Here is a 20,601-nt window from a genome sequence, read left to right on the forward strand (position 1 = left end):
TCTTCAGCCGCGTGGAAAACGGCCAGGCCATGGTGCGGCCGCTGCGCCGCGGCATGTTCAATCGCGTCGGCTTGCAGGTCGGCACCGCGATTCCGGCAGCAGCGGTGAGCCCGGAACACCTGAGGGAGTGCGTGCAGCGGCTGCTGGGGACGGCTTCTTGAAGTGCCTGTCGTTGCGGCTTGACCCGTAGTCTGTGGCCTGTGTTTGAGCGCCGCCGTGGATCCCGGGTCGAGCCCGGGATGACATCCAGGGAGAATCGCGCGCGCCGAGGGATGTCATTGCGGGCTTGACCCGCAATCCACGCAGCCGCCGTGGCGCCCCGGAGCTCACACCCCCCGCGCCCGATCCTGCCTGAACCTTCGCGCGAACTCAGCGAAGGCTCCCACATCCAGCGCCACGCGCATCTCGCTCATCAGGTTCAGGTAGTAGTGCAGGTTGTGGATCGTCGCCAGCATCGGCCCCAGCATCTCGCCGCAGCGATCGAGGTGGTGCAGGTAAGCGCGCGAGAAGCTGCCGCTGATGGTGCCGTCGGCGCGCGTGTGGCCGCGGCAGGTGTAGCAGCTGCAGGTCTCGTCCAGTGGCCGCTCGTCCTTGCGGTGCTTCGCGTTGCGGATCTTCAGGTCGCCAAAGCGCGTGAACAGGTGGCCGTTGCGCGCATTGCGCGTGGGCATCACGCAGTCGAACATGTCGACGCCTTGCGTCACGCCTTGGACCAGGTCCTCCGGCGTGCCGACGCCCATCAGGTAGCGCGGCTTGTGTTCGGGCAGGCGATGCGGCGTGTGCGCCATGATGCGCAGCATGTCCTCCTTGGGCTCGCCCACGCTCACGCCACCCACGGCGTAGCCGGGAAAATCCATCTCCACCAGCGCCGCCACCGAGTCCTCGCGCAGCCCCTCGTACATGCCACCCTGCACGATGCCGAACAGCGCGTTCGGGTTTTCCAGCCGCGCGAATTCCGCCTTGCAGCGCAGCGCCCAGCGCCGCGAGAGCTCCATCGAGAAGCGTGCTTCGGCCTCGGTCGTGAGGTGGCCCTTGGTGTCGTAGGGCGTGCATTCGTCGAACTGCATCACGATGTCGGAGTTCAGCGTGGTCTGGATCTGCATCGAGATCTCGGGCGTGAGGAAGAGGCGATCGCCATTGACCGGCGATGCGAACTTCACGCCCTCCTCGGCGATCTTGCGCATCTCGCCCAGGCTCCACACCTGGAAGCCGCCCGAGTCGGTGAGGATCGGCTGGTTCCACTGCTCGAAGCGGTGCAGGCCGCCGAACTGCTGCAGCACGTCGAGGCCGGGCCGCATCCACAGGTGGAAGGTGTTGCCCAGGATGATCTGCGCGCCCATCTCCTCCAGCGAGCGCGGCATGACGCCCTTGACCGTGCCATAGGTTCCCACGGGCATGAAGATGGGCGTCTGGACGACGCCGTGGTTCAGGGTGAGGCGGCCGCGGCGGGCCAGGCCTTCGGTCTTCAACAGGTCGAAACGGAGCATCCCTCGATTGTCCCCGACGCGCTCCAACCCCCGCCGGCAGCGGGATGTTGGCGTCAGTCGCCCAGGAGGTGAACCACCTCCCGGTGGTGGCCGTGGGGCAGAGCGGGCGCGGGCTGCAGACGCCGCTAGCCTGAGGCGGACGGCCGTGGGCGCTGTCTTACTTCGAGGACGCGCTGCCGCTCTTCCGGCTGCCAGCGCTCGCGGTGGTTTCGCCCTTGCCCGCGCCTGCCGTCGTGTCGTTGCTCGCGGCGGCCTTGTTCTTCTGGCTGTTCTCCTTGGCCTTTTCCTTGACCTTCTCGGCGACTTCCCTGGTCTTCTCGGCGACGGTGTGCGCCGCTTCCTTGACCTTCTCCGTCACGGTGGTTCCGGACCCGCTGCCGCTGCCCGCCGTGCCGGAGCCCGAGCCTTGCTGCTGCTGTGCCAGCGCGCTGCCGCCCACCACGGCGAACGCCAGGGCGCAGCTGAGGGTCATGAGAGTGCGTTGCATGGAAGAGTGCTCCTGCGAAAGCGATTGTTCGAAGCCCCGATCTGATCGCGTGGCGCTTCGTCGCGCTTGTCGGACTGCGCCGGATCCGGCCGTAAGTGCCGCCCAAGCCAAGCGCCTGGCGAGCTACCCGCGCCGGGCCAGCAGCATCGCATCGCCGTAGCTGAAGAATCGATAGCGGCTTTCGACTGCGTGCCGGTACAGCGCCATCATCTCCTCATAGCCGGCAAACGCGCTCACCAGCATCAACAGCGTCGACTTGGGCAAATGGAAATTGGTGAGCAGCAGATCGACCTGCCGATAGCCGAAACCCGGCGTGATAAAGATGTCGGTGTCGCCGCTCGCCACGCCGGTCTTCGCCCACGACTCGAGCGTGCGCACGGTGGTCGTGCCCACCGCGACCAGGCGCCCGCCACGCGCGCGCAGCTCTTCGATCGCGCGCTGCGTCGCCTGCGGAACCTGGTACCACTCGCTGTGCATGCGGTGCTGCGCGATGTCCTGCGTCTTCACCGGCTGGAAGGTGCCCGCGCCCACGTGCAGCGTGACGCTGGCGCGCTCCACGCCGCGGGCGTCGAGGGCGGCCAGCACGGCTTCGTCGAAATGCAGGGCGGCAGTCGGTGCGGCGACCGCGCCCGGGTTTTTCGCGAACACGGTCTGGTAGCGCCGCGCGTCTTCCGCCGTGTCCCCGTGCGTGATGTAGGGTGGCAGCGGCACGTGGCCATGCCGCTCCATCAGCGCATGCGGATCGTCGCTGAAGCCAAAGCGAAAGAGGGGGCCGTCGGCGTCGGGCCAGCGACCGAGGAGCGTGGCAAGGAAACCGCCGTCCATGCGCAGCGCGGTACCCACGGGCGGCTTCTTGCTCACCTTCATGTGGGCCACCACTTCCCGATCCGTGAGCACCCGCTCCACCAGCAGTTCGAGCTTGCCGCCGGTGGGCTTCTCGCCAAACAGGCGCGCCTTCACCACCTGCGTGTCGTTGAACACCAGCAGGTCGCCGGGCTGCAGGAGGTTCGGCAATTCGCGAAACCCGCGGTCGACCGGCGCGCTGCCGGTGCCATCGAGCAGGCGCGAGCCGCTGCGTTCGGGCGCGGGGTGCTGCGCGATCAGTTCGGGGGGGAGGGCGAAGTCGAAATCGCCGAGTGAAAAATGTCGCATGGAATTCGAGGACCGCTATGCATCGCGGTCGCGATGCATTCTCTGCCTGCGGACGCGGCGCGAAGCGCCCGTCCGTACCGAAGAGGGAGCAAGGCAGAATTGTCCCATGCCGGAAACCAAGGCCTTGTCCGAACCCCAGAAGGCCCTGCGCAAGCTGGGCCTCGATCGCGACATCGACCTGGCCCTGCACATCCCCCTGCGTTACGAGGACGAGACCCGCATCGTGAAGCTGCGCGATGCGCGCGAGGGCGACCCGGTGCAGATCGAGGCGTGGGTCACCGACAGCCAGGTGGCGTACCGGCCGCGGCGGCAGCTGGTGGTGACGGTCGACGACGGCAGCGACACCTGCCAGCTGCGCTTCTTCAGTTTCTATCCCTCGCAGCAGAAGGCCCTGGCCGAAGGCGCGCGCCTGCGCATCCGCGGCGAGCTCAAGGGCGGCTTCCTCGGATGGACGATGATGCATCCGGCGTACAAGGTCGCGGGTGGGGAACTGCCCGAGGCCTTGACGCCGGTCTATTCCACGGTCGCCGCACTGCCGCAACCCTATCTGCGCAAGGCGGTGGCCAGTGCCTTGGCGCGCGCGGATCTGTCCGAGACGATCCCGCCGGATGCACCGCCGGCGCCGGGCCAGGCGACGGCATGGAGCCTGGGGCAGGCGCTGCGCTTCCTGCACCATCCCACGCCGGAGGTGTCGCTCGCGGCGCTGGAAGATCGCACCCATCCCGCGTGGCTGCGCCTGAAGGCGGAGGAGCTGCTCGCGCAACAACTCTCGCAGGTGCAAAGCCGGCGTGCCCACGACGAACTGCGCTCGCCCGCGCTGGCCACGCATGCCGGCGCGCTGCACGAACAACTGCTGGCGGCGCTGCCCTTCCAGCTCACGTCGGCGCAGCGGCGCGTGGGCGAGGAGATCGCCGCCAGCCTGGCGCGAGACCGGCCCATGCACCGACTGCTGCAGGGCGACGTCGGGTCGGGCAAGACCGTCGTCGCGGCGCTGGCGGCGGCGATCGCCATCGATGCCGGCTGGCAATGCGCGCTGATGGCGCCCACCGAGATCCTGGCGGAGCAGCACTTTCGCAAGCTGATCGGATGGCTGGAGCCGCTGCTCGCGCCGCGCGGTTTGCGGGTCGCGTGGCTCACGGGCAGCCAGAAGAAAAAGGAGCGCGGCGCGATGCTCGAACTGGTTTCCAGCGGCGCGGCCGCCCTGGTGGTCGGCACCCACGCGGTGATCCAGGAGCAGGTGCAGTTCAAGGCGCTGGCGCTGGCCGTCATCGACGAACAGCATCGCTTCGGCGTGGCGCAACGCCTGGCCTTGCGCGGCAAGATGCGTGCTGATGCAACTCCCTCCCCCTCCAGCGGGAGGGCCGGGGAAGGGGGGAGCACGGACGCTCTGGATGAGGCTGCCGCGCAGCGGGAGCCTCATTTGCTCATGATGTCCGCCACGCCGATCCCGCGCACGCTGGCCATGAGCTATTACGCCGACCTCGACGTCTCCACGATCGACGAACTGCCTCCCGGCCGCACGCCCGTGGTCACCAAGCTGATCTCGGACAGCCGCCGCGAGGAGGTGATCGCACGCATCCGCGGCCAGCTCGAAGCCGGCCGGCAGGTCTATTGGGTCTGTCCCTTGATCGAGGAGAGCGAGACGCTCGACCTCACCGACGCCACCGAGACGCACCGGCAATTGAGCGAGGTCTTGCCCGGCGTGCTGGTGGGTCTGCTGCATTCGCGCATGCCCGCGCCGGAGAAGAAGGCCGTGATGTCGCTGTTCACCGGCGGGCAGATGGGCGTGCTGGTGTCGACCACCGTGATCGAGGTGGGCGTCGACGTGCCCAATGCCTCGCTGATGGTGATCGAGCACGCCGAGCGCTTCGGCCTCTCGCAATTGCACCAGCTGCGCGGGCGCGTCGGTCGCGGCGCGGCGGCGTCGGCCTGCGTGCTGCTGTATTCGGCCGGCGACAGCGGCAAGCTGTCGGACACGGCGCGGGCCCGGCTCAAGGCGATGGCCGAGACCGGCGACGGTTTCGAGATCGCCCGGCGCGACCTGGAGATCCGCGGCCCCGGTGAATTCCTTGGGGCGCGCCAGTCGGGCGCGCCGCTGCTGCGGTTTGCCGACCTCACGACCGACGCCGACCTGCTGGAGTGGGCCCGCGCCCTTGCGCCGCTGATGCTCGATCGCCACCCGGACCTGGTCGAGCGCCATGTTGCCCGCTGGTTGGGAGGGCGGCAGGATTATCTCAAGGCTTGAGCTTTTTCTGGTGGGCCCTGTGGAGGTGCCGCGCGAGCCGAAGCGGGTAGAACGCAGAAGACGCAGAGGTAGCGCAGAAATCGCAGAAAAAACGTCGGATGAAAGGAGGCAGAGAATCCGTCCTCCTTCATGGCTGTCCTTCTGCGATTTCTGCGTCACTTCTGCGTCTTCTGCGTTCAACCTCTTTCCGCCCGCGCAGCGCCTGCCATCGCCCCCAACCCCCACCGCCCAAGCCGCGTTTGAACGACAATTCCGCCCTCGGCCATGACGCTCACCGAACTCAAATACATCGTCGCCGTCGCCCGCGAAAAGCATTTCGGCCGGGCGGCCGAGGCGTGCTTCGTGTCGCAGCCCACGCTTTCCGTGGCGATCAAGAAGCTGGAGGACGAGCTCGAGGTGAAGCTGTTCGAGCGCAGCGCCAGCGAGGTCGCCGTCACGCCGCTGGGGGACGAGATCGTGCGGCAGGCGCAGAGCGTCCTGGAGCAGGCCGCGGCCATCAAGGAGATCGCCAAGCGCGGCAAGGACCCGCTGGCCGGGCCGCTGCGCCTGGGCGTGATCTACACCATCGGCCCCTACCTGCTGCCGGACCTGGTGCGGCAGGCGATCGCGCGCACGCCCCAGATGCCGCTGATGCTGCAGGAGAACTTCACCGTCCGCCTGCTGGAGATGCTGCGCACCGGCGAGATCGATTGCGCGATCATGGCCGAACCCTTTCCGGACACCGGGCTGGCGATCGCGCCGCTCTACGACGAGCCTTTCATGGTGGCGGTGCCCAGCACCCATCCGCTGTCCGCGCGCAAGGCCATCAACGCCCAGGAGCTGAAGCAGGAGACGATGCTGCTGCTCGGCACCGGCCACTGCTTTCGCGACCACGTGCTGGAGGTATGCCCGGAATTCGCCCGCTTCTCCAGCGATGCCGAAGGCATCCGCAAGAGCTTCGAGGGCTCCTCGCTGGAGACGATCAAGCACATGGTGGCCGCGGGCATGGGCGTCACCCTGGTGCCGCGCCTGTCGGTGCCCAAGGAGGCCTTCGTCGCGCGGCCGAGGCGGCGCAGCGACGACCAGGCCTTCGTCAAGTACATCCCTTTCGAGGGCGATCCGCCGAGCCGGCGCGTGGTGCTGGCCTGGCGCCGCAGCTTCACCCGCTACGAGGCGATCGCCGCGCTGCGCAATTCGATCTACGCCTGCGAACTCCCGGGCGTAAAGAGATTATCGTGAAGCCATGAGAGACGAAGACAGCCCCCCCGGCAAGCAGACCCTGTACCAGCCCGGCATCCTCGAGGCGGTGCCGCCCGTGGCCCGCTACGTGCTGTTCAACCTGCAGGATCCCTCGGTCGACGAGGCCGCCATCCGCGAGGCACTGACGCGGCTGTCGCCCCTGGTCGACGGCAGCGACGTGGTGGTGGGCCTCGGCGCCTCGCTGGTGAAGGCGCTGGGCGGCAAGGTGCCCGGCATTCGCGAATTTCCCGACCTGTCGGAGCACGGCGTCAAGGTGCCGTCGACGCCGGCCACGCTGTGGTGCTGGCTGCGCGGCTCCGACCTGGGTGACCTGCTGCACGTCACGCGCAAGGTGCAGAAGGCGCTGGCGCCGGCCTTCGCGGTGCGCCACGTGCTGGACGCTTTCCGCCACGCCTGGGGCGAGGGCGGCCACGGCCGCGATCTCACCGGCTTCGAGGACGGCACCGAGAATCCCGAAGGCGAGAAGGCCGTGGCAGCGGCTTTCGCGCACGGCCTGGGCGAGGGGCTGGACGGCTCCAGCTTCGTCGCCACGCAACAGTGGGTGCACGACCTCGACGCCTTCGAGGCGCTGGCGGACGACGCCCGCGACCATCATTTCGGCCGCCGCATGGCGGACAACGCGGAAATCGAGGACGCCCCCGAGAGCGCGCACGTGAAGCGCACCACGCAGGAGAGCTTCGAGCCCGAGGCCTTCGTGCTGCGCCGCTCGATGCCGTGGATGATGAGCATGCAGGCCGGCCTGATGTTCGTCGCCTTCGGCAAGTCCTTCGATGCCTTCGAGGCGCAGATGCGACGCATGGCGGGCTACGACGACGACATCACCGATGCGCTGTTCAAGATTTCGAAGCCGGTGACCGGCGCCTACTTCTGGTGTCCGCCGATGCGCGCTGGCCGACTGGATCTGCGCCAGCTCGGGCTGTAGCCCAGCCCGCTGAATGCGTCATAGCCTCGCGCTCTACCTCGAGCTGATCCGCTGGAACCGGCCCGCGGGATGGCTGCTGCTGCTGTGGCCTTCGCTCTATGCGCTGTGGATCGCGGCGGAGGGCTTTCCGGGCTGGCACCTGGTGGCGGTGTTCACGCTGGGCACGGTGCTGATGCGCAGCGCCGGCTGCTGTCTCAACGACGTCGCCGATCGCGAGTTCGACCGGCACGTCAAGCGGACGGCGCAGCGGCCGGTCACCACCGGCGCGGTGTCGGTGCGCGAGGCGCTGGCGCTCGGCGCGGTGCTGGCAGCGCTGGCTTTTTCGCTGGTGCTCACCACCAACAATGCGGCCATCGAATGGTCGTTCGCGGCGTTGGCCATCGCGGTGATCTATCCCTATGCCAAGCGCTTCGTCGCGATGCCGCAGGCGGTGCTGGGCGTCGCCTTCAGCTTCGGCATTCCGATGGCCTTCGCGGCGGTGGAAGGCGAGGTGCCGCTGCTGGCCTGGGTCCTGCTGCTCGGCAACCTGTTCTGGGTGCTGGCCTACGACACGGAATACGCGATGGTCGACCGCGACGACGACCTGCGCATCGGCATCAAGACGTCGGCAATCACGCTGGGCCGCGCGGACGTGCCGGTGGTGATGGCCAGCTACCTGATTGCCGTGACGACGTGGGCCGTGGTGATGGCGGGGCGCATCCCCACCATCGTCCTGCTGCTCGCCAGCGCCGCCGCACTGGCGCAGGCGCTGTGGCACTTCACGCTGATTCGCGGGCGCACGCGGGAGGGCTGCTTCCGCGCGTTCCGGGTGAACCACTGGTTCGGCTTCACGTTGTTCGCGGGGACGGTCGTGGGCTATCTCCTGTAGGGTGGAATGCCGAAGGCACTCCACCCACGCGTCAAGGTGGGGTGCCTTCGGCATCCCACCCTACGATGCACGGGGTAAGCGCGCATGGCGCCGAACCCCGGCAGCGCATCACTTGCCGAACTCGTCGCCCAGTTCCGTCGCGCGATCGCACGCCGCGTGCAGCGCCTTCACGAACGCGGCTTTCACCTGGTCGCCCTCCAGCGACATCAGCGCCGCGTAGGTCGTGCCGCCCTTGGACGTGACGCGCTCGCGCAGTGTCTGCAGCGGATCGCTCGAGGCGCGGGCCAGTTCCGAAGCGCCCGCGAACGTGGCCACCGCGAGTTGCCGTGCCTGGTCCTGCGACAAGCCCATCTCCGCGCCGGCCTGCACCATCGCCTCGAGGAAATAGAACACGTAAGCCGGTCCGGACCCCGAGAGCGCGGTGACTGCATCGAGTTGGCGCTCTTGCTCGACCCACAGGAATTCGCCGGTCGTGGCAATCACCTGTTCCACCCGCTGGCGGTCGGCGGCGTCCGCAGCGCCGCGCGCATACAGCGCCGTCATGCCCTTGCCCACCAGCGCCGGCGTGTTGGGCATCGCCCGCACGATGCGCTCGCTGCCCAGCCAGGCCGCGATGCTGTCGGAGCGGATGCCCGCGGCCACGCTCAGTTGCAGCGCCTGCTGCACGTGGGCCCGCGCCTGCCCCGCCGCCTCCTTGAAGGTCTGGGGCTTCACCGCCCAGACCACCAGGCTCGCAGTGGCGAGGGTGGCGTCGGGCTGCTCCTGCGCCTGCACGCCGAACTGCTGCTGCAGGCGAGCGCGCGCTTCGGCGAAGGGCTCCACCACCGCCACCTGCGCGGGGGCGAGTCCTTGCTGCAGCAACCCGCCGATGATGGCGCTGGCCATGTTGCCGCCGCCGATGAAGGCGATGCGGGAGTTGCGGTCGTTCATGTTGGTTCCAGGTATTCGAAGGCGGCGAACTGCGTGATCTGCCGCGCGCTGAAATTGTCGTCGCTCACCACCACCAGGGTGCGATGGCCATTGGGCAGCCGCGGGCCCCAGCACATGCCCTCCGTGTTGTCCAGGCGTGAGAGCCCAAGCTGCGCGAAGTCGGCGACCAGGCGCTTTGCCGCCGGCTGGTAGTCGCCGGGGCGCAGCCGGTCGAATGCCAGCGTGTCGCTGGCGGGGCGCGTGTCGATCGCATACAGGCGCAGCGACATCCCCACGCCCATGCTGTAGCCGCGCTCCAGCACCAGCATGCGGTCGGCGTCCAGCATCAGGATCTCGCTCACGCCGTTGTCGCTGAAGCCGCCCGGAATGGCGGGCGCATGCCGCACGGCATCGGGCAGGTAGGCGAGCTGGCGCACGGCGCGGCCGCTCGCGACGTCGAAGGCCGTGAAGCGGCACGGACCACCGGGCCGGCCCACGCCGGGCACCGGGCCGTCCTGCTGCAAGGCCGCCTCCATCGCCACCCAGGCGATGCGCGCGTCGGGCGTGAGCGCCAGGCCTTCGAAGGTGGTGTTGTCGCGGGCGCCGGTACCGGGTCGTTGCCCGAAGCCAAGGTGCCGCGGGATCTCGAACTCGCGCACGAGACTGCCATCCAGCCGCGACTCGCGCACGCCGGGCTGCTGGTCGACGCGCTCGTCGCCCTCGCTGGTCCACAGCACGCCGCGGCCGCCCGGCAGCAGGCGGATGGCCTCGGGGTCCACCACTTCGCCGCGCGTGCTGCGCTTGGGATAGGGCTGGCCGTCCGCTGCGCGCAGCGTGATCACGTCCAGCACCTCGACGCGCAGCTCGCCTTCGCGCAGGTCGACGTTCAAGGTGTAGAAGCGCGCCGGGTTCAGTTCGGACTTGTCATCGCTCAGCGTCACCCAGACCCCGGTGGCCGGATCGTGGTCGATGCCCGACAAGCCGCCGACGGTGGTGTTCTTGAACTGCAGGCGATGCGGCAGGACGGTCTCGCCAAGCAGTCGCAGTTGCGGCGGATCGGTGGGCGCCGGCGCCTCGGCACGCGTGGCGCAACCTGCAAATGGCGCCACGCAGGCGGCCGCGGCGCCGCGCAGCAGCATGCGACGCGAGACCGGAGCAGACGAAGGCAAATTCATGCGAGCGGGAGTCTAGCCGTCCGCGCGATGCATGAGGTACGCTGGGCGGCGATGAAATACATCTTGGCCCTGGACCAGGGCACCACCAGTTCGCGCGCGATCGTGTTCGATCGCCAGGGCGGCGTGGTAGCCGTGGCGCAGCGCGAGTTCCGGCAGATCTTTCCGCAGCCGGGCTGGGTGGAGCACGATGCGCGCGAGATCTGGGCGACCCAGCACGCCGTGGCGCTGGAAGCGATCGAGCGCTGCGGCGCGGGAGCGGATGCCTTCGTCGGCCTGGGCATCACCAACCAGCGCGAGACCACCGTGCTGTGGGACCGGGCCACCGGTCACCCGGTCGCCAACGCGATCGTCTGGCAAGACCGGCGCACCGCGGCGCGCTGCGACGAACTGCGCCGCGCCGGCCACGCGGCGCGCATCCACCGCAAGACGGGCCTGGTGATCGACGCGTACTTCGCCGGCACCAAGCTCGAATGGCTGCTCGATCACGTGCCCGGTGCGCGCGCCCGCGCCGAGGCCGGCGAGCTGGCCTTCGGCACCGTCGACAGCTGGCTGGTCTGGAACCTCACCGGCGGCCGCGTCCACGCCACCGATGCCAGCAACGCCTCGCGCACGCTGCTGTTCAACCTGCACACCCAGGACTGGGACGACGAACTGCTGGCGCTGCTGCGCGTCCCGCGCGCCGTGCTGCCGGACGTGCTGCCTTCCAGCGGCGTGCTGGCGGAGACGGAGTCTTCGCTGCTCGGCGCCGCGCTGCCCATCGCGGGCATCGCCGGCGACCAGCAGGCCGCCACCTTCGGCCAGTCGTGCTTTGCCCCCGGCATGGCCAAGAACACCTAGGGCACCGGCTGCTTCATGTTGATGAACACCGGCGCTCAGCCGGTCAGCAGCCGCAACCGCCTGCTCACCACGGTGGGCTGGCAGGGGCCGGCGGGCAGCCACCGCACGGCCTATTGCCTGGAGGGCAGTGTCTTCATGGCCGGTGCCACCGTGCAGTGGCTGCGCGACGGTCTGCAGATCATCCAGTCGGCGGCCGAAGTGGAGTCGCTCGCCGCCCAGGTCGACGACACCGGCGACGTCTACCTGGTGCCCGCGTTCGCAGGCCTGGGCACGCCCGACTGGGACGGCTATGCGCGCGGCACGCTGGTGGGCATGACCCGCGGCACGACCCGCGCGCACATCGCCCGGGCCGCCCTGGAGGCGATCGCGCTGCAGTCGGCCGACGTGTTCGCGGCGATGACGCGCGATGCGCGCATTCCCTTGACGGAACTGCGCGTGGACGGCGGCGCCTCGCGCAACAATCTGCTGATGCAGATGCAGGCGGACTTCCTGGGCGTCGCCGTGGTGCGCCCGCAAGTGACGGAGACGACGGCGCTCGGCGCCGCCTACCTGGCCGGACTGGCCACCGGCTTCTGGAGCGGGGCCGACGAGATCGCGGCGCAGTGGCGCGCCGAGCGGCGCTTCGAGCCGCGCCTGGCCGAGAGCGCACGCACGGGCAAGCTGGCCCGCTGGCGGGAGGCGGTCGAGCGCGCGAAGAACTGGGCACGGCCTTGAGCACCGCGGCTGCAACCGGCGCCGCCCCCACCCGGCGCGAGCAACTGCTGGGCCGGTTGGCCGAGGGCGGGACCTGGGACGTGGCCGTCGTGGGCGGCGGTGCCACCGGCCTGGGCGTGGCGCTCGATGCGGCGGCGCGGGGCTTCAGCGTGGTGCTGCTCGAGTCGCATGACTTCGCCAAGGGCACGTCGTCGCGCGCGACCAAGCTGGTGCACGGGGGCGTGCGCTACCTGGCGCAGGGCAATATCGGCCTGGTGCGCGAGGCGCTGCATGAGCGCACCACGCTGCTGCACAACGCGCCGCACCTGGCGCAGCCGCTGCCTTTCGTGATGCCCTCGTATCGGCTGTGGGAGACGCCCTTCTATGGCGCCGGCCTGAAGATGTACGACGCGCTGGCCGGCGCGGCCCGCCTGGGTCCCACCGAATTTCTCGGACGCAGCCAGACCCTGGCCTGCCTGCCGACCGTGCGGCCGGAAGGCCTCAAGGGCGGCGTGAAGTACTGGGACGCGCAGTTCGACGACGCGCGCCTGGCACTCGCCCTCGCTCGCAGCGCCGCCGCCCGCGGTGCGCTGGTGGTCAACTACTGCGCCGTCACCTCCTTGCTGCATGCGCAAGGCAAGCTGGCCGGGCTGACCTGCTGCGACGCGGAGAGCGGACGCGCCTTCACCGTGCGGTCCAGATGCATCGTCAACGCGACCGGGGTGTGGGTCGACCAGCTGCGGCAGGAAGACGCGCGCACCGCCGGCCGGCCGATCGGGCCGATGGTGGCGCCCAGCCAGGGAGTGCACGCGGTCGTCGATGCGCAGTTCCTTCCAGGCCGGCACGCGCTGCTGGTGCCCCGGACCAGCGATGGCCGCGTGCTGTTCGGCGTGCCGTGGATGGGCAAGGTCATCCTGGGCACCACGGACACCCCCCGCGGCGACCTGCCGCGCGAGCCGCGGCCGTTTCGCCAGGAGCTGGAATTCATCCTGGGCGAGTCAGGCCGCTACCTGGTGCAGGCGCCGCGGCCGCAGGATGTGCGCAGCCTCTGGGTCGGCCTGCGTCCCCTGGTCAAGCCGCAGGGCGACGACGGCGAGCCCACCAAGGCGATCAGCCGCGAGCACACCGTGCTGGTCAGCCGCAGCGGGCTGGTGACGGTCACCGGCGGCAAATGGACGACCTACCGGGCCATGGCCGAAGACGTGCTGGAGAACACTTTCGCAGCCGGACTGCTGCCGCGCCGCTCCGGCGGGGTCACGGCCGACCTGCCCCTGGTGGGCGCACCGGCCGCGGCCGCCGTGGCCACGCCGATCAGCGCCGCGCCCGGGCTGCATCTGTATGGCGGCGAGGCGGACCAGGTGGCCGCGCTGCCGGGCGCCGACCGCCATCTCGGCGGCGGGCTGACCATCGCGATGGTGCGGTTTGCCGCCCGCCACGAATATGCCCGGACGGTGGAGGACGTGCTGGCGCGGCGCAGCCGCTTGCTGTTCACCGATGCGGCACTGGCCGGGTCGCTGGCCGCTGAGGTTGGCGCGGTGTTGCAGGAGGAGACGGGACGGGATCCGCAGGCGGCGGGCTTGCGCGAGCTGGCGGCCAGCTATTTGAAGATGCCCGCCTGACCGGCGTAGGCTGGGCTGCGCAACGCGCACCCCAGCGGTTTGCGCAGGCAGCAAAGCTGGGGTCGCTGCGCGAGCCCAGCCTACGGGCGCCGGCTCAACCCGGGCTGGTTAGCCCGGCATGCAGGAGCCGTTTGACAGACCGCCAGACCCAATGCATAATCGAGGGCTCGCCTTTTTGGAGGCGAGGTGGCTATGGCAAATCCAGTCGGTCAGCTTCAAAGGCTGGCAGACGTCGCCCAGACGGAATCAACGGGCCTGCGGGTCCCGAGACGACGGCGGGCCCAAGACTGCCCCGATGTCCCGCGAAAATGGTTTTTGCGGGGTGCGTTCGGGTCAAGTTGGGAATATACGAAATGATCCAGACTGAATCTCGGCTCGAAGTCGCCGACAACACCGGTGCGAAGTCCGTTCTTTGCATCAAGGTGCTGGGCGGCTCCAAGCGTCGCTACGCGAGCGTGGGCGACATCATCAAGGTGAGCATCAAGGAAGCCGCTCCGCGGGGTCGCGTCAAGAAAGGCGAGATCTACAGCGCAGTGGTCGTCCGCACCGCCAAGGGCATCCGCCGCAGCGATGGCTCCCTCATCAAGTTCGACGGCAATGCCGCCGTTCTGCTCAACAACAAGCTGGAGCCCATCGGCACCCGTATCTTCGGCCCGGTCACGCGCGAACTGCGTACCGAGAAGTTCATGAAGATCGTGTCGCTGGCCCCGGAAGTCCTGTAAGGAACCCCGCCATGAACAAGATCCGCAAAGGTGATGAGGTCATCGTCCTGGCCGGCAAGGACAAGGGCAAGCGCGGCCGCGTCGTGCTGCGCAAGGACGACGAGCATGTCGTCGTCGAAGGCATCAACCTGGTGAAGAAGCACACCAAGCCGAACCCCATGAAGGGCGCCACGGGCGGCATCGTGGAAAAGTCCATGCCGATCCACCAGTCCAACGTGGCGATCTTCAACCCCGCCACCGGCAAGGCCGATCGCGTGGGCATCAAGGTCGACGGTGCCAACCGCAGCCGCGTGTTCAAGTCTTCCGGCGAAGCAATCAAGGTCTGACCATGTCCCGTCTGCAACAACACTACCGCGACAAGGTCGCTCCCCAGCTGATCGAGAAGTTCGGCTACAAGTCGCCGATGCAGGTGCCGCGCATCACCAAGATCACGCTCAACATGGGCGTGAGCGAGGCGGTCGCCGACAAGAAGGTCATGGACAACGCCGTGGGCGACCTGACCAAGATCTCCGGCCAGAAGCCCGTGGTGACCAAGGCCAAGAAGGCCATCGCCGGCTTCAAGATCCGCGAAGGCCAGGCCATCGGCACGATGGTCACTCTGCGCGGCGCCCGGATGTACGAATTCCTCGACCGCTTCGTCACCGTGGCCCTGCCGCGCGTGCGCGACTTCCGTGGTGTCAGTGGTCGCGCCTTCGACGGCCGCGGCAACTACAACATCGGCGTCAAGGAACAGATCATCTTCCCGGAGGTCGAGTACGACAAGGTCGACGCCGTGCGCGGCCTGAACATCTCGATCACCACGACGGCCAAGACCGACGAAGAAGCCAAGGCGCTGCTCGCGGGCTTCCGTTTTCCCTTCAAGAACTGAGGTTGTACCGTGGCTAAAACTGCCTTGATCCAGCGTGAACTCAAGCGTGACAAGCTGGTCGCCCAGTACGCGAAGAAGTACGAAGCGCTGAAGTCCATCGCCAACGATGCGAAGAAGAGCGACGACGAGCGCATGGCAGCCCGCCTGACGCTGCAGAAGCTCCCGCGCAACGCCAATCCCACGCGCCAGCGCAACCGCTGCGAACTGACCGGCCGTGCCCGTGGCACCTTCCGCCAGTTCGGCATCGCGCGCCACAAGATCCGCGAGATGGCCTTCGCCGGCAACATCCCCGGCATCACCAAGGCCAGCTGGTAAAGCAGGGCAGGAGAGACAACTATGAGCATGAGTGATCCCATCTCCGACCTGCTGACGCGTATCCGTAACGCGCAGATGGTCTCCAAGGCGACGGTGTCGGTGCCCTCTTCCAAGGTGAAGGTGGCCATCGCCCAGGTCCTGCAGGACGAGGGTTACATCGACGGCTTCCAGGTGAAGAGCGAGAACGGCAAGTCCGAACTCCTGATCACGCTGAAGTACTACGCCGGCCGTCCGGTGATCGAGCGTATCGAACGCGTCAGCCGCCCCGGCCTGCGCGTCTACAAGGGCCGCAACGCGATCCCCCAGGTCATGAACGGCCTGGGTGTGGCGATCGTCACCACCCCGCAAGGCGTGATGACCGACCGCAAGGCGCGCGCTACCGGTGTCGGTGGCGAAGTGCTGTGCTACGTGGCCTAAGGGAAGGATAGAGCAATGTCCCGAGTCGGAAAAATGCCGGTTGCCGTCCCCCAGGGCGTCGACGTGGCGATCAAGGAAGACCAGATCAGCGTCAAGGGCGCGGGCGGCACGCTGCTGCTCACGCAGAACGCACTGGTCAAGGTGAGCAACGAAGGCGGCAAGCTGACCTTCCTGCCCGCCGACGAATCGCGTGAAGCGAACGCCATGAGCGGCACCATGCGCCAGCTGGTGAACAACATGGTCAACGGCGTCACCAAGGGCTTCGAGAAGAAGCTGAACCTGGTGGGCGTGGGCTACAAGGCTGCTGCCCAGGGCGGCAACAAGCTGAACCTCACGGTGGGCTATTCGCACCCCGTGAACATCGACATGCCCGCGGGCATCACGGTGGCCACCCCGACCCCGACCGAGATCGTGGTCAAGGGCGCCGACCGCCAGCGCGTGGGCCAACTGGCCGCCGAGATCCGGGCTGTTCGTCCGCCTGAGCCCTACAAGGGCAAGGGCATCCGTTATTCGGACGAAAAGATCGTGATCAAAGAGACCAAGAAGAAGTAAGGAGCATGACGATGTTGACCAAGAAGGAACAGCGTCTGCGCCGCTCGCGCCAGACGCGCATCCGCATCGCGACGCAGGGCGTGGCTCGCCTGACGGTGAACCGCACCAACCTGCATATCTACGCGACGCTGATTTCGGACGACGGCTCCAAGGTGCTGGCCACGGCCTCCACCGTCGAAGCCGGCCTGCGCAAGGAACTCGGTGGCTCCGGCAAGGGGGCCACGGTGGCCGCTGCGCAGGAGATCGGCAAGCGCATCGCCGAGAAGGCGAAGGCTGCCGGCGTCGAGAAGGTCGCTTTCGACCGCGCCGGTTTTGCCTACCACGGCCGCGTCAAGGCGCTGGCCGAAGCGGCTCGCGAAGCCGGCCTGCAGTTCTAACGGACACGGATACACAAGATGGCAAAGATTCAAGCTAACCGTCAGGGTGACGGTCCGGAAGACGGCCTGCGCGAGAAGATGATCGCGGTGAACCGCGTGACCAAGGTGGTCAAGGGCGGCCGGATCCTCGGTTTCGCCGCGCTCACCGTGGTCGGCGACGGCCAGGGCAAGGTCGGCATGGGCAAGGGCAAGTCCAAGGAAGTGCCGCTGGCCGTGCAGAAGGCGATGGAAGAAGCGCGCCGCAACATGACCAGCGTGTCGTTGAAGAACGGCACCATCCACCACCAGGTGCAAGGGCACCACGGTGCGGCCCACGTGATGATGGCACCCGCCGCCAAGGGCACCGGCATCATCGCCGGCGGCCCGATGCGCGCCGTGTTCGAAGTCATGGGCATCACCGACATCGTGGCCAAGAGTCACGGCACGTCCAACCCGTACAACATGGTTCGCGCCACGTTCGACGCGCTGCGCAACTCCACGACCCCCGGTCAGGTGGCTGCCAAGCGCGGCAAGTCGGTCGAAGACATCTTCGCCGCTTAAGGAATACGCAATGGCTACCGAACAAAAGACCGTCAAGGTGCAGCTGGTGCGCAGCCCCATCGGCACCAAGCAGTCGCATCGCGACACCGTGCGCGGCCTCGGCCTGCGCAAGCTGAATTCCGTCAGGGAGCTGCAGGACACGCCCTCCGTGCGCGGCATGATCAACAAGATCGATTACCTGGTGAAGGTGCTGTAATGGAACTCAACACCATCAAGCCGGCTGAAGGCTCGAACAAGGCGCGCCGCCGCGTCGGTCGCGGCATCGGCTCCGGCCTGGGCAAGACCGCCGGTCGCGGCCACAAGGGCCAGAAGTCCCGCGCGGGCGGCTATCACAAGGTCGGCTTCGAAGGCGGCCAGATGCCGCTGCAGCGTCGCCTGCCCAAGCGTGGCTTCAAGTCGCACAACCTGCAGTTCAACGGCGAGGTCACGCTGACGCAGCTCGAGCTGCTCGGCGCGGCCGAAGTCGACCTGCTGACGCTGAAGGCGGCCAAGCTGGTGGGCCAGAACGTGAAGAACGTGAAGGTCATCAAGACCGGTGAACTCACCAAGGCCGTCAAGCTGACCGGCATCGGTGCGACCGCGGGTGCCAAGGCTGCCATCGAGGCAGTCGGCGGCGCCCTGGCGTAAGTTGCAAGTCACTACTGACTGAAAGGCTCCCGTGGCAACCAACGCAGCCCAGATCGCGAAGACCGGCAAGTTCGGCGACCTCCGTCGCCGGCTGGTGTTCCTGCTGCTCGCCCTGGTGGTCTACCGGATCGGCGCGCACATTCCGGTGCCCGGCATCAACCCGGACCAGCTCGCGCAGCTGTTCAAGGGCCAGCAGGGCGGCATCCTGAGCCTGTTCAACATGTTCTCGGGTGGCGCGCTGTCGCGGTTCACGGTGTTCGCGCTGGGCATCATGCCGTACATCTCGGCCTCGATCATCATGCAGCTGCTGACTTACGTCCTGCCGCAGTTCGAGCAGCTGAAGAAGGAGGGCGAGGCCGGTCGCCGCAAGGTGACGCAGTACACCCGCTACGGCACGCTGGGCCTGGCGCTGTTCCAGTCGCTGGGCATCGCCATGGCGCTGGAAGGCTCCGCCGGCCTCGTGCTCAACCCGGGCTTCGGCTTCCGCATGACCGCCGTCGTCAGCCTCACGGCCGGCACGATGTTCCTGATGTGGCTGGGCGAGCAGATCACCGAACGCGGTCTCGGCAACGGGATCTCGATCATCATCTTCTCCGGCATCGCGGCGGGCTTGCCCAACGCGATCGGCGGGCTGCTGGAACTGGTGCGCACCGGTGCGATGGGTCCGCTGGTGGCGATCGTGATCGTCATCGTCGTCGCCCTGGTCACCTATGGCGTGGTGTTCGTCGAACGCGGCCAGCGCAAGATCCTCGTGAACTATGCGCGCCGCCAGGTGGGCAACAAGGTCTATGGGGGCCAGAGCTCGCACCTGCCGCTGAAGCTGAACATGGCCGGCGTGATCCCGCCGATCTTCGCCTCGTCGATCATCCTGCTGCCGGCAACGGCGGTGAACTGGTTCTCGACGGGCGAAAGCATGCGCTGGTTGAAGGACATTGCCAGCACGCTCAGTCCCGGTCAGCCGATCTATGTCATGCTCTATGCAGGTGCGATCGTCTTCTTCTGCTTCTTTTACACGGCATTGGTCTTCAACAGCCGCGAGACGGCAGACAACCTGAAGAAGAGCGGCGCCTTCGTTCCGGGCATCCGCCCGGGCGAGCAGACGGCGAAGTACATCGACAAGATCCTGGCCCGGCTCACGCTGGCCGGTGCGATCTACATCACCTTCGTGTGCCTGCTGCCGGAGTTCCTGATCCTGAAGTACAACGTTCCGTTCTACTTCGGCGGGACCTCCCTGCTGATCATCGTGGTGGTCACGATGGACTTCATGGCGCAGGTGCAGAACTACCTGATGAGCCAGCAATACGAATCGCTGCTGAAGAAGGCGAACTTCAAGACGTCGCTCGGCGGCTGATCGGGTCCAGGTAATCACATTGCGGGACAGGCCAAGGCATTCAAGCGCCTTGTCCTGTCGCCAACCGGCTAGAGGAATTAGGAGAGAAGAACATGAGAGTTTCGGCTTCCGTCAAGAAGATCTGCCGCAACTGCAAGATCATTCGCCGCAAAGGCGTGGTCCGCGTGATCTGCACCGATCCGCGTCACAAGCAGCGCCAGGGCTGATTCACAGATTCAGTGATTAACAGGTAAAGACATGGCACGTATTGCTGGCATCAACATTCCGCCGCACCAACACGCCGAGATCGGCCTGACGGCGATCTTCGGCATCGGCCGCACGCGCGCGCGCCAGATCTGCGAAACGACGGGTATCGCCTATTCCAAGAAGGTGAAGGACCTGACCGACGCCGACCTGGAAAAGCTGCGCGACGCGATCGCGGTGTTCACCATCGAAGGTGACCTGCGCCGCGAGACCACGATGAACATCAAGCGACTGATGGACATCGGTTGCTACCGTGGTTTCCGCCATCGCCGCGGCCTGCCCATGCGGGGCCAGCGCACCCGCACCAATGCCCGCACCCGCAAGGGTCCGCGCAAGGCTGCGCAGGCGCTGAAAAAGTAACAAGTACCTGGGGTCGGACCAACAAGCGCGCAGCGCGGTTGCCCGGACCCCTCACTTCAAAGCTGAAAGATCCAAGACATGGCCAAGGCTCCTGCCAACAACGCTGCGCAGCGCGTGCGCAAGAAGGTCCGCAAGAACGTGAGCGACGGCGTCTGCCACGTGCATGCGTCCTTCAACAACACGATCATCACGATCACCGACCGCCAGGGCAACGCGCTCTCCTGGGCTTCCTCCGGCGGCCAGGGCTTCAAGGGTTCGCGCAAGTCCACACCGTTCGCCGCCCAGGTGGCTTCGGAAGTGGCTGGCCGCAACGCGATGGAGCAGGGGATCAAGAACCTGGACGTCGAGATCCGTGGCCCCGGCCCGGGCCGCGAATCGTCCGTGCGTGCGCTCGCCGCGCTGGGCATCCGGATCAACTCGATCTCGGACGTCACGCCGGTGCCGCACAACGGTTGCCGTCCGCAAAAACGGCGCAGGATCTAAGACAAAACACGGCGTGGCTTCGCGCACGCCGTGTCCTGGTTTTCATTGCGAAGCCCACCGCCGTTGGTGCACTCACCGACGGCTCCCGCGGCGTTCCGGCCGCGGTAGTCATT

Annotated in this window: 24 protein-coding genes and 1 pseudogene; 20 read left to right on the forward strand and 5 right to left on the reverse strand. The window is 67.6% G+C overall.

Translation table 11 applies throughout. The annotated features are described in order from the left end of the window. Nucleotides 1-326: 326 nt before the first annotated feature. The 3 genes from tgt to queA form a co-directional block, all read right to left on the reverse strand. Complete coding sequence (gene tgt, locus JWP60_RS04695) at nucleotides 327-1,487, reverse strand: tRNA guanosine(34) transglycosylase Tgt (protein WP_299787012.1); 1,161 nt, start codon at nucleotides 1,485-1,487, stop codon at nucleotides 327-329. 157 nt (nucleotides 1,488-1,644) lie between these two features. Further along, a complete protein-coding gene (locus JWP60_RS04700) occupies nucleotides 1,645-1,974 on the reverse strand; it encodes a hypothetical protein (protein ID WP_299787015.1) in 330 nt (109 codons plus the stop codon). Nucleotides 1,975-2,097: 123 nt separating this feature from the next. Beyond that, a complete protein-coding gene (queA, locus tag JWP60_RS04705) occupies nucleotides 2,098-3,126 on the reverse strand; it encodes a tRNA preQ1(34) S-adenosylmethionine ribosyltransferase-isomerase QueA (protein ID WP_299787018.1) in 1,029 nt (342 codons plus the stop codon). A 106-nt stretch (nucleotides 3,127-3,232) separates the two neighbouring features. Between queA and recG the strand changes: the two genes are divergently transcribed. The 4 genes from recG (at nucleotide 3,233) to ubiA (ending at nucleotide 8,400) form a co-directional block, all read left to right on the forward strand. Next, nucleotides 3,233-5,371, forward strand: coding sequence for an ATP-dependent DNA helicase RecG (gene recG, locus JWP60_RS04710; protein ID WP_299787022.1), 2,139 nt, complete (start codon nucleotides 3,233-3,235; stop codon nucleotides 5,369-5,371). 264 nt (nucleotides 5,372-5,635) lie between these two features. Continuing rightward, nucleotides 5,636-6,589: a LysR substrate-binding domain-containing protein gene (locus tag JWP60_RS04715; protein ID WP_299787025.1), complete on the forward strand. Its 954-nt coding sequence runs from the start codon at nucleotides 5,636-5,638 to the stop codon at nucleotides 6,587-6,589. A gap of 4 nt (nucleotides 6,590-6,593) precedes the next feature. Continuing rightward, entirely contained in the window at nucleotides 6,594-7,532 is a 939-nt protein-coding gene (locus tag JWP60_RS04720) for a Dyp-type peroxidase (protein ID WP_299787028.1), read from the forward strand. 13 nt (nucleotides 7,533-7,545) lie between these two features. Beyond that, entirely contained in the window at nucleotides 7,546-8,400 is an 855-nt protein-coding gene (gene ubiA / locus JWP60_RS04725) for a 4-hydroxybenzoate octaprenyltransferase (RefSeq protein WP_299787031.1), read from the forward strand. Between the two features lie 108 nt (nucleotides 8,401-8,508). Here the strand turns inward: ubiA and proC are convergent, their stop codons facing one another. Next, nucleotides 8,509-9,330, reverse strand: a complete 822-nt coding sequence (gene proC / locus JWP60_RS04730; RefSeq protein WP_299787034.1) for a pyrroline-5-carboxylate reductase — start codon at nucleotides 9,328-9,330, stop codon at nucleotides 8,509-8,511. Continuing rightward, complete coding sequence (locus JWP60_RS04735; RefSeq protein ID WP_299787037.1) at nucleotides 9,327-10,484, reverse strand: esterase-like activity of phytase family protein; 1,158 nt, start codon at nucleotides 10,482-10,484, stop codon at nucleotides 9,327-9,329. Before JWP60_RS04735 ends, proC begins: the two co-directional genes overlap by 4 nt. A 27-nt stretch (nucleotides 10,485-10,511) precedes the next feature. On the opposite strand from JWP60_RS04735, the pseudogene glpK reads away from it, so the two are divergent. The 16 genes and pseudogenes from glpK (at nucleotide 10,512) to rpsK (ending at nucleotide 20,488) form a co-directional block, all read left to right on the forward strand. After that, nucleotides 10,512-12,035 (forward strand): annotated as a pseudogene (gene glpK, locus JWP60_RS04740) (glycerol kinase GlpK). Then, complete coding sequence (locus JWP60_RS04745; protein WP_299787039.1) at nucleotides 12,032-13,633, forward strand: glycerol-3-phosphate dehydrogenase/oxidase; 1,602 nt, start codon at nucleotides 12,032-12,034, stop codon at nucleotides 13,631-13,633. Before glpK ends, JWP60_RS04745 begins: the two are co-directional and overlap by 4 nt. Nucleotides 13,634-13,986: 353 nt before the next feature. Further along, entirely contained in the window at nucleotides 13,987-14,355 is a 369-nt protein-coding gene (rplN, locus tag JWP60_RS04750) for a 50S ribosomal protein L14 (protein WP_299787042.1), read from the forward strand. Between the two features lie 11 nt (nucleotides 14,356-14,366). Next, complete coding sequence (gene rplX, locus JWP60_RS04755; RefSeq protein WP_299787045.1) at nucleotides 14,367-14,681, forward strand: 50S ribosomal protein L24; 315 nt, start codon at nucleotides 14,367-14,369, stop codon at nucleotides 14,679-14,681. A 2-nt stretch (nucleotides 14,682-14,683) separates the two neighbouring features. Beyond that, nucleotides 14,684-15,223 carry a 50S ribosomal protein L5 gene (gene rplE / locus JWP60_RS04760; protein WP_299787048.1) on the forward strand — a complete coding sequence of 180 codons (540 nt, stop codon included), beginning with the start codon at nucleotides 14,684-14,686 and terminating at the stop codon, nucleotides 15,221-15,223. A 9-nt stretch (nucleotides 15,224-15,232) separates the two neighbouring features. Continuing rightward, nucleotides 15,233-15,538 (forward strand): 30S ribosomal protein S14, encoded by a 306-nt coding sequence (gene rpsN / locus JWP60_RS04765; RefSeq protein WP_299787051.1) that lies wholly within the window; start codon nucleotides 15,233-15,235, stop codon nucleotides 15,536-15,538. Between the two features lie 21 nt (nucleotides 15,539-15,559). Next, on the forward strand, nucleotides 15,560-15,955 hold the full coding sequence (gene rpsH, locus JWP60_RS04770; RefSeq protein WP_299787054.1) for a 30S ribosomal protein S8: 396 nt from the start codon (nucleotides 15,560-15,562) through the stop codon (nucleotides 15,953-15,955). A 15-nt stretch (nucleotides 15,956-15,970) separates the two neighbouring features. Then, nucleotides 15,971-16,507 (forward strand): 50S ribosomal protein L6, encoded by a 537-nt coding sequence (rplF, locus tag JWP60_RS04775; RefSeq protein ID WP_299787057.1) that lies wholly within the window; start codon nucleotides 15,971-15,973, stop codon nucleotides 16,505-16,507. Nucleotides 16,508-16,518: 11 nt separating this feature from the next. After that, nucleotides 16,519-16,884 (forward strand): 50S ribosomal protein L18, encoded by a 366-nt coding sequence (gene rplR / locus JWP60_RS04780; RefSeq protein ID WP_299787118.1) that lies wholly within the window; start codon nucleotides 16,519-16,521, stop codon nucleotides 16,882-16,884. Between the two features lie 18 nt (nucleotides 16,885-16,902). Then, nucleotides 16,903-17,424: a 30S ribosomal protein S5 gene (gene rpsE / locus JWP60_RS04785; protein ID WP_299787060.1), complete on the forward strand. Its 522-nt coding sequence runs from the start codon at nucleotides 16,903-16,905 to the stop codon at nucleotides 17,422-17,424. A gap of 10 nt (nucleotides 17,425-17,434) precedes the next feature. Next, nucleotides 17,435-17,620, forward strand: a complete 186-nt coding sequence (rpmD, locus tag JWP60_RS04790) for a 50S ribosomal protein L30 (RefSeq protein WP_299787063.1) — start codon at nucleotides 17,435-17,437, stop codon at nucleotides 17,618-17,620. Then, on the forward strand, nucleotides 17,620-18,051 hold the full coding sequence (gene rplO, locus JWP60_RS04795) for a 50S ribosomal protein L15 (protein WP_299787066.1): 432 nt from the start codon (nucleotides 17,620-17,622) through the stop codon (nucleotides 18,049-18,051). Before rpmD ends, rplO begins: the two co-directional genes overlap by 1 nt. Before the next feature lie 31 nt (nucleotides 18,052-18,082). Then, the gene (gene secY / locus JWP60_RS04800; RefSeq protein ID WP_299787069.1) at nucleotides 18,083-19,402 is read left to right on the forward strand and encodes a preprotein translocase subunit SecY; all 1,320 of its coding nucleotides are present in this window, start codon (nucleotides 18,083-18,085) and stop codon (nucleotides 19,400-19,402) included. Between the two features lie 92 nt (nucleotides 19,403-19,494). Continuing rightward, nucleotides 19,495-19,608 carry a 50S ribosomal protein L36 gene (rpmJ, locus tag JWP60_RS04805; protein ID WP_011481465.1) on the forward strand — a complete coding sequence of 38 codons (114 nt, stop codon included), beginning with the start codon at nucleotides 19,495-19,497 and terminating at the stop codon, nucleotides 19,606-19,608. A 31-nt stretch (nucleotides 19,609-19,639) separates the two neighbouring features. Next, nucleotides 19,640-20,005 carry a 30S ribosomal protein S13 gene (gene rpsM / locus JWP60_RS04810; protein WP_299787073.1) on the forward strand — a complete coding sequence of 122 codons (366 nt, stop codon included), beginning with the start codon at nucleotides 19,640-19,642 and terminating at the stop codon, nucleotides 20,003-20,005. 78 nt (nucleotides 20,006-20,083) lie between these two features. Then, on the forward strand, nucleotides 20,084-20,488 hold the full coding sequence (gene rpsK / locus JWP60_RS04815) for a 30S ribosomal protein S11 (protein ID WP_299787076.1): 405 nt from the start codon (nucleotides 20,084-20,086) through the stop codon (nucleotides 20,486-20,488). Nucleotides 20,489-20,601 lie beyond the last annotated feature (113 nt).

Origin of the sequence: Ramlibacter sp. (assembly GCF_028291745.1) — a bacterium.
In the GTDB taxonomy this organism is placed as follows: domain Bacteria; phylum Pseudomonadota; class Gammaproteobacteria; order Burkholderiales; family Burkholderiaceae_C; genus Ramlibacter.

Bases quoted from the DNA above. Each gene is read 5' to 3' on its own strand.
- tgt (WP_299787012.1), bottom strand. From the start codon at position 1,487: ATGCTCCGTTTCGACCTGTTGAAGACCGAAGGCCTGGCCCGCCGCGGC.
- JWP60_RS04700 (WP_299787015.1), bottom strand. From the start codon at position 1,974: ATGCAACGCACTCTCATGACCCTCAGCTGCGCCCTGGCGTTCGCCGTG.
- queA (WP_299787018.1), bottom strand. From the start codon at position 3,126: ATGCGACATTTTTCACTCGGCGATTTCGACTTCGCCCTCCCCCCCGAA.
- recG (WP_299787022.1), top strand. From the start codon at position 3,233: ATGCCGGAAACCAAGGCCTTGTCCGAACCCCAGAAGGCCCTGCGCAAG.
- JWP60_RS04715 (WP_299787025.1), top strand. From the start codon at position 5,636: ATGACGCTCACCGAACTCAAATACATCGTCGCCGTCGCCCGCGAAAAG.
- JWP60_RS04720 (WP_299787028.1), top strand. From the start codon at position 6,594: ATGAGAGACGAAGACAGCCCCCCCGGCAAGCAGACCCTGTACCAGCCC.
- ubiA (WP_299787031.1), top strand. From the start codon at position 7,546: ATGCGTCATAGCCTCGCGCTCTACCTCGAGCTGATCCGCTGGAACCGG.
- proC (WP_299787034.1), bottom strand. From the start codon at position 9,330: ATGAACGACCGCAACTCCCGCATCGCCTTCATCGGCGGCGGCAACATG.
- JWP60_RS04735 (WP_299787037.1), bottom strand. From the start codon at position 10,484: ATGAATTTGCCTTCGTCTGCTCCGGTCTCGCGTCGCATGCTGCTGCGC.
- rplN (WP_299787042.1), top strand. From the start codon at position 13,987: ATGATCCAGACTGAATCTCGGCTCGAAGTCGCCGACAACACCGGTGCG.
- rplX (WP_299787045.1), top strand. From the start codon at position 14,367: ATGAACAAGATCCGCAAAGGTGATGAGGTCATCGTCCTGGCCGGCAAG.
- rplE (WP_299787048.1), top strand. From the start codon at position 14,684: ATGTCCCGTCTGCAACAACACTACCGCGACAAGGTCGCTCCCCAGCTG.
- rpsH (WP_299787054.1), top strand. From the start codon at position 15,560: ATGAGCATGAGTGATCCCATCTCCGACCTGCTGACGCGTATCCGTAAC.
- rplF (WP_299787057.1), top strand. From the start codon at position 15,971: ATGTCCCGAGTCGGAAAAATGCCGGTTGCCGTCCCCCAGGGCGTCGAC.
- rplR (WP_299787118.1), top strand. From the start codon at position 16,519: ATGTTGACCAAGAAGGAACAGCGTCTGCGCCGCTCGCGCCAGACGCGC.
- rpsE (WP_299787060.1), top strand. From the start codon at position 16,903: ATGGCAAAGATTCAAGCTAACCGTCAGGGTGACGGTCCGGAAGACGGC.
- rpmD (WP_299787063.1), top strand. From the start codon at position 17,435: ATGGCTACCGAACAAAAGACCGTCAAGGTGCAGCTGGTGCGCAGCCCC.
- rplO (WP_299787066.1), top strand. From the start codon at position 17,620: ATGGAACTCAACACCATCAAGCCGGCTGAAGGCTCGAACAAGGCGCGC.
- rpmJ (WP_011481465.1), top strand. From the start codon at position 19,495: ATGAGAGTTTCGGCTTCCGTCAAGAAGATCTGCCGCAACTGCAAGATC.
- rpsM (WP_299787073.1), top strand. From the start codon at position 19,640: ATGGCACGTATTGCTGGCATCAACATTCCGCCGCACCAACACGCCGAG.
- rpsK (WP_299787076.1), top strand. From the start codon at position 20,084: ATGGCCAAGGCTCCTGCCAACAACGCTGCGCAGCGCGTGCGCAAGAAG.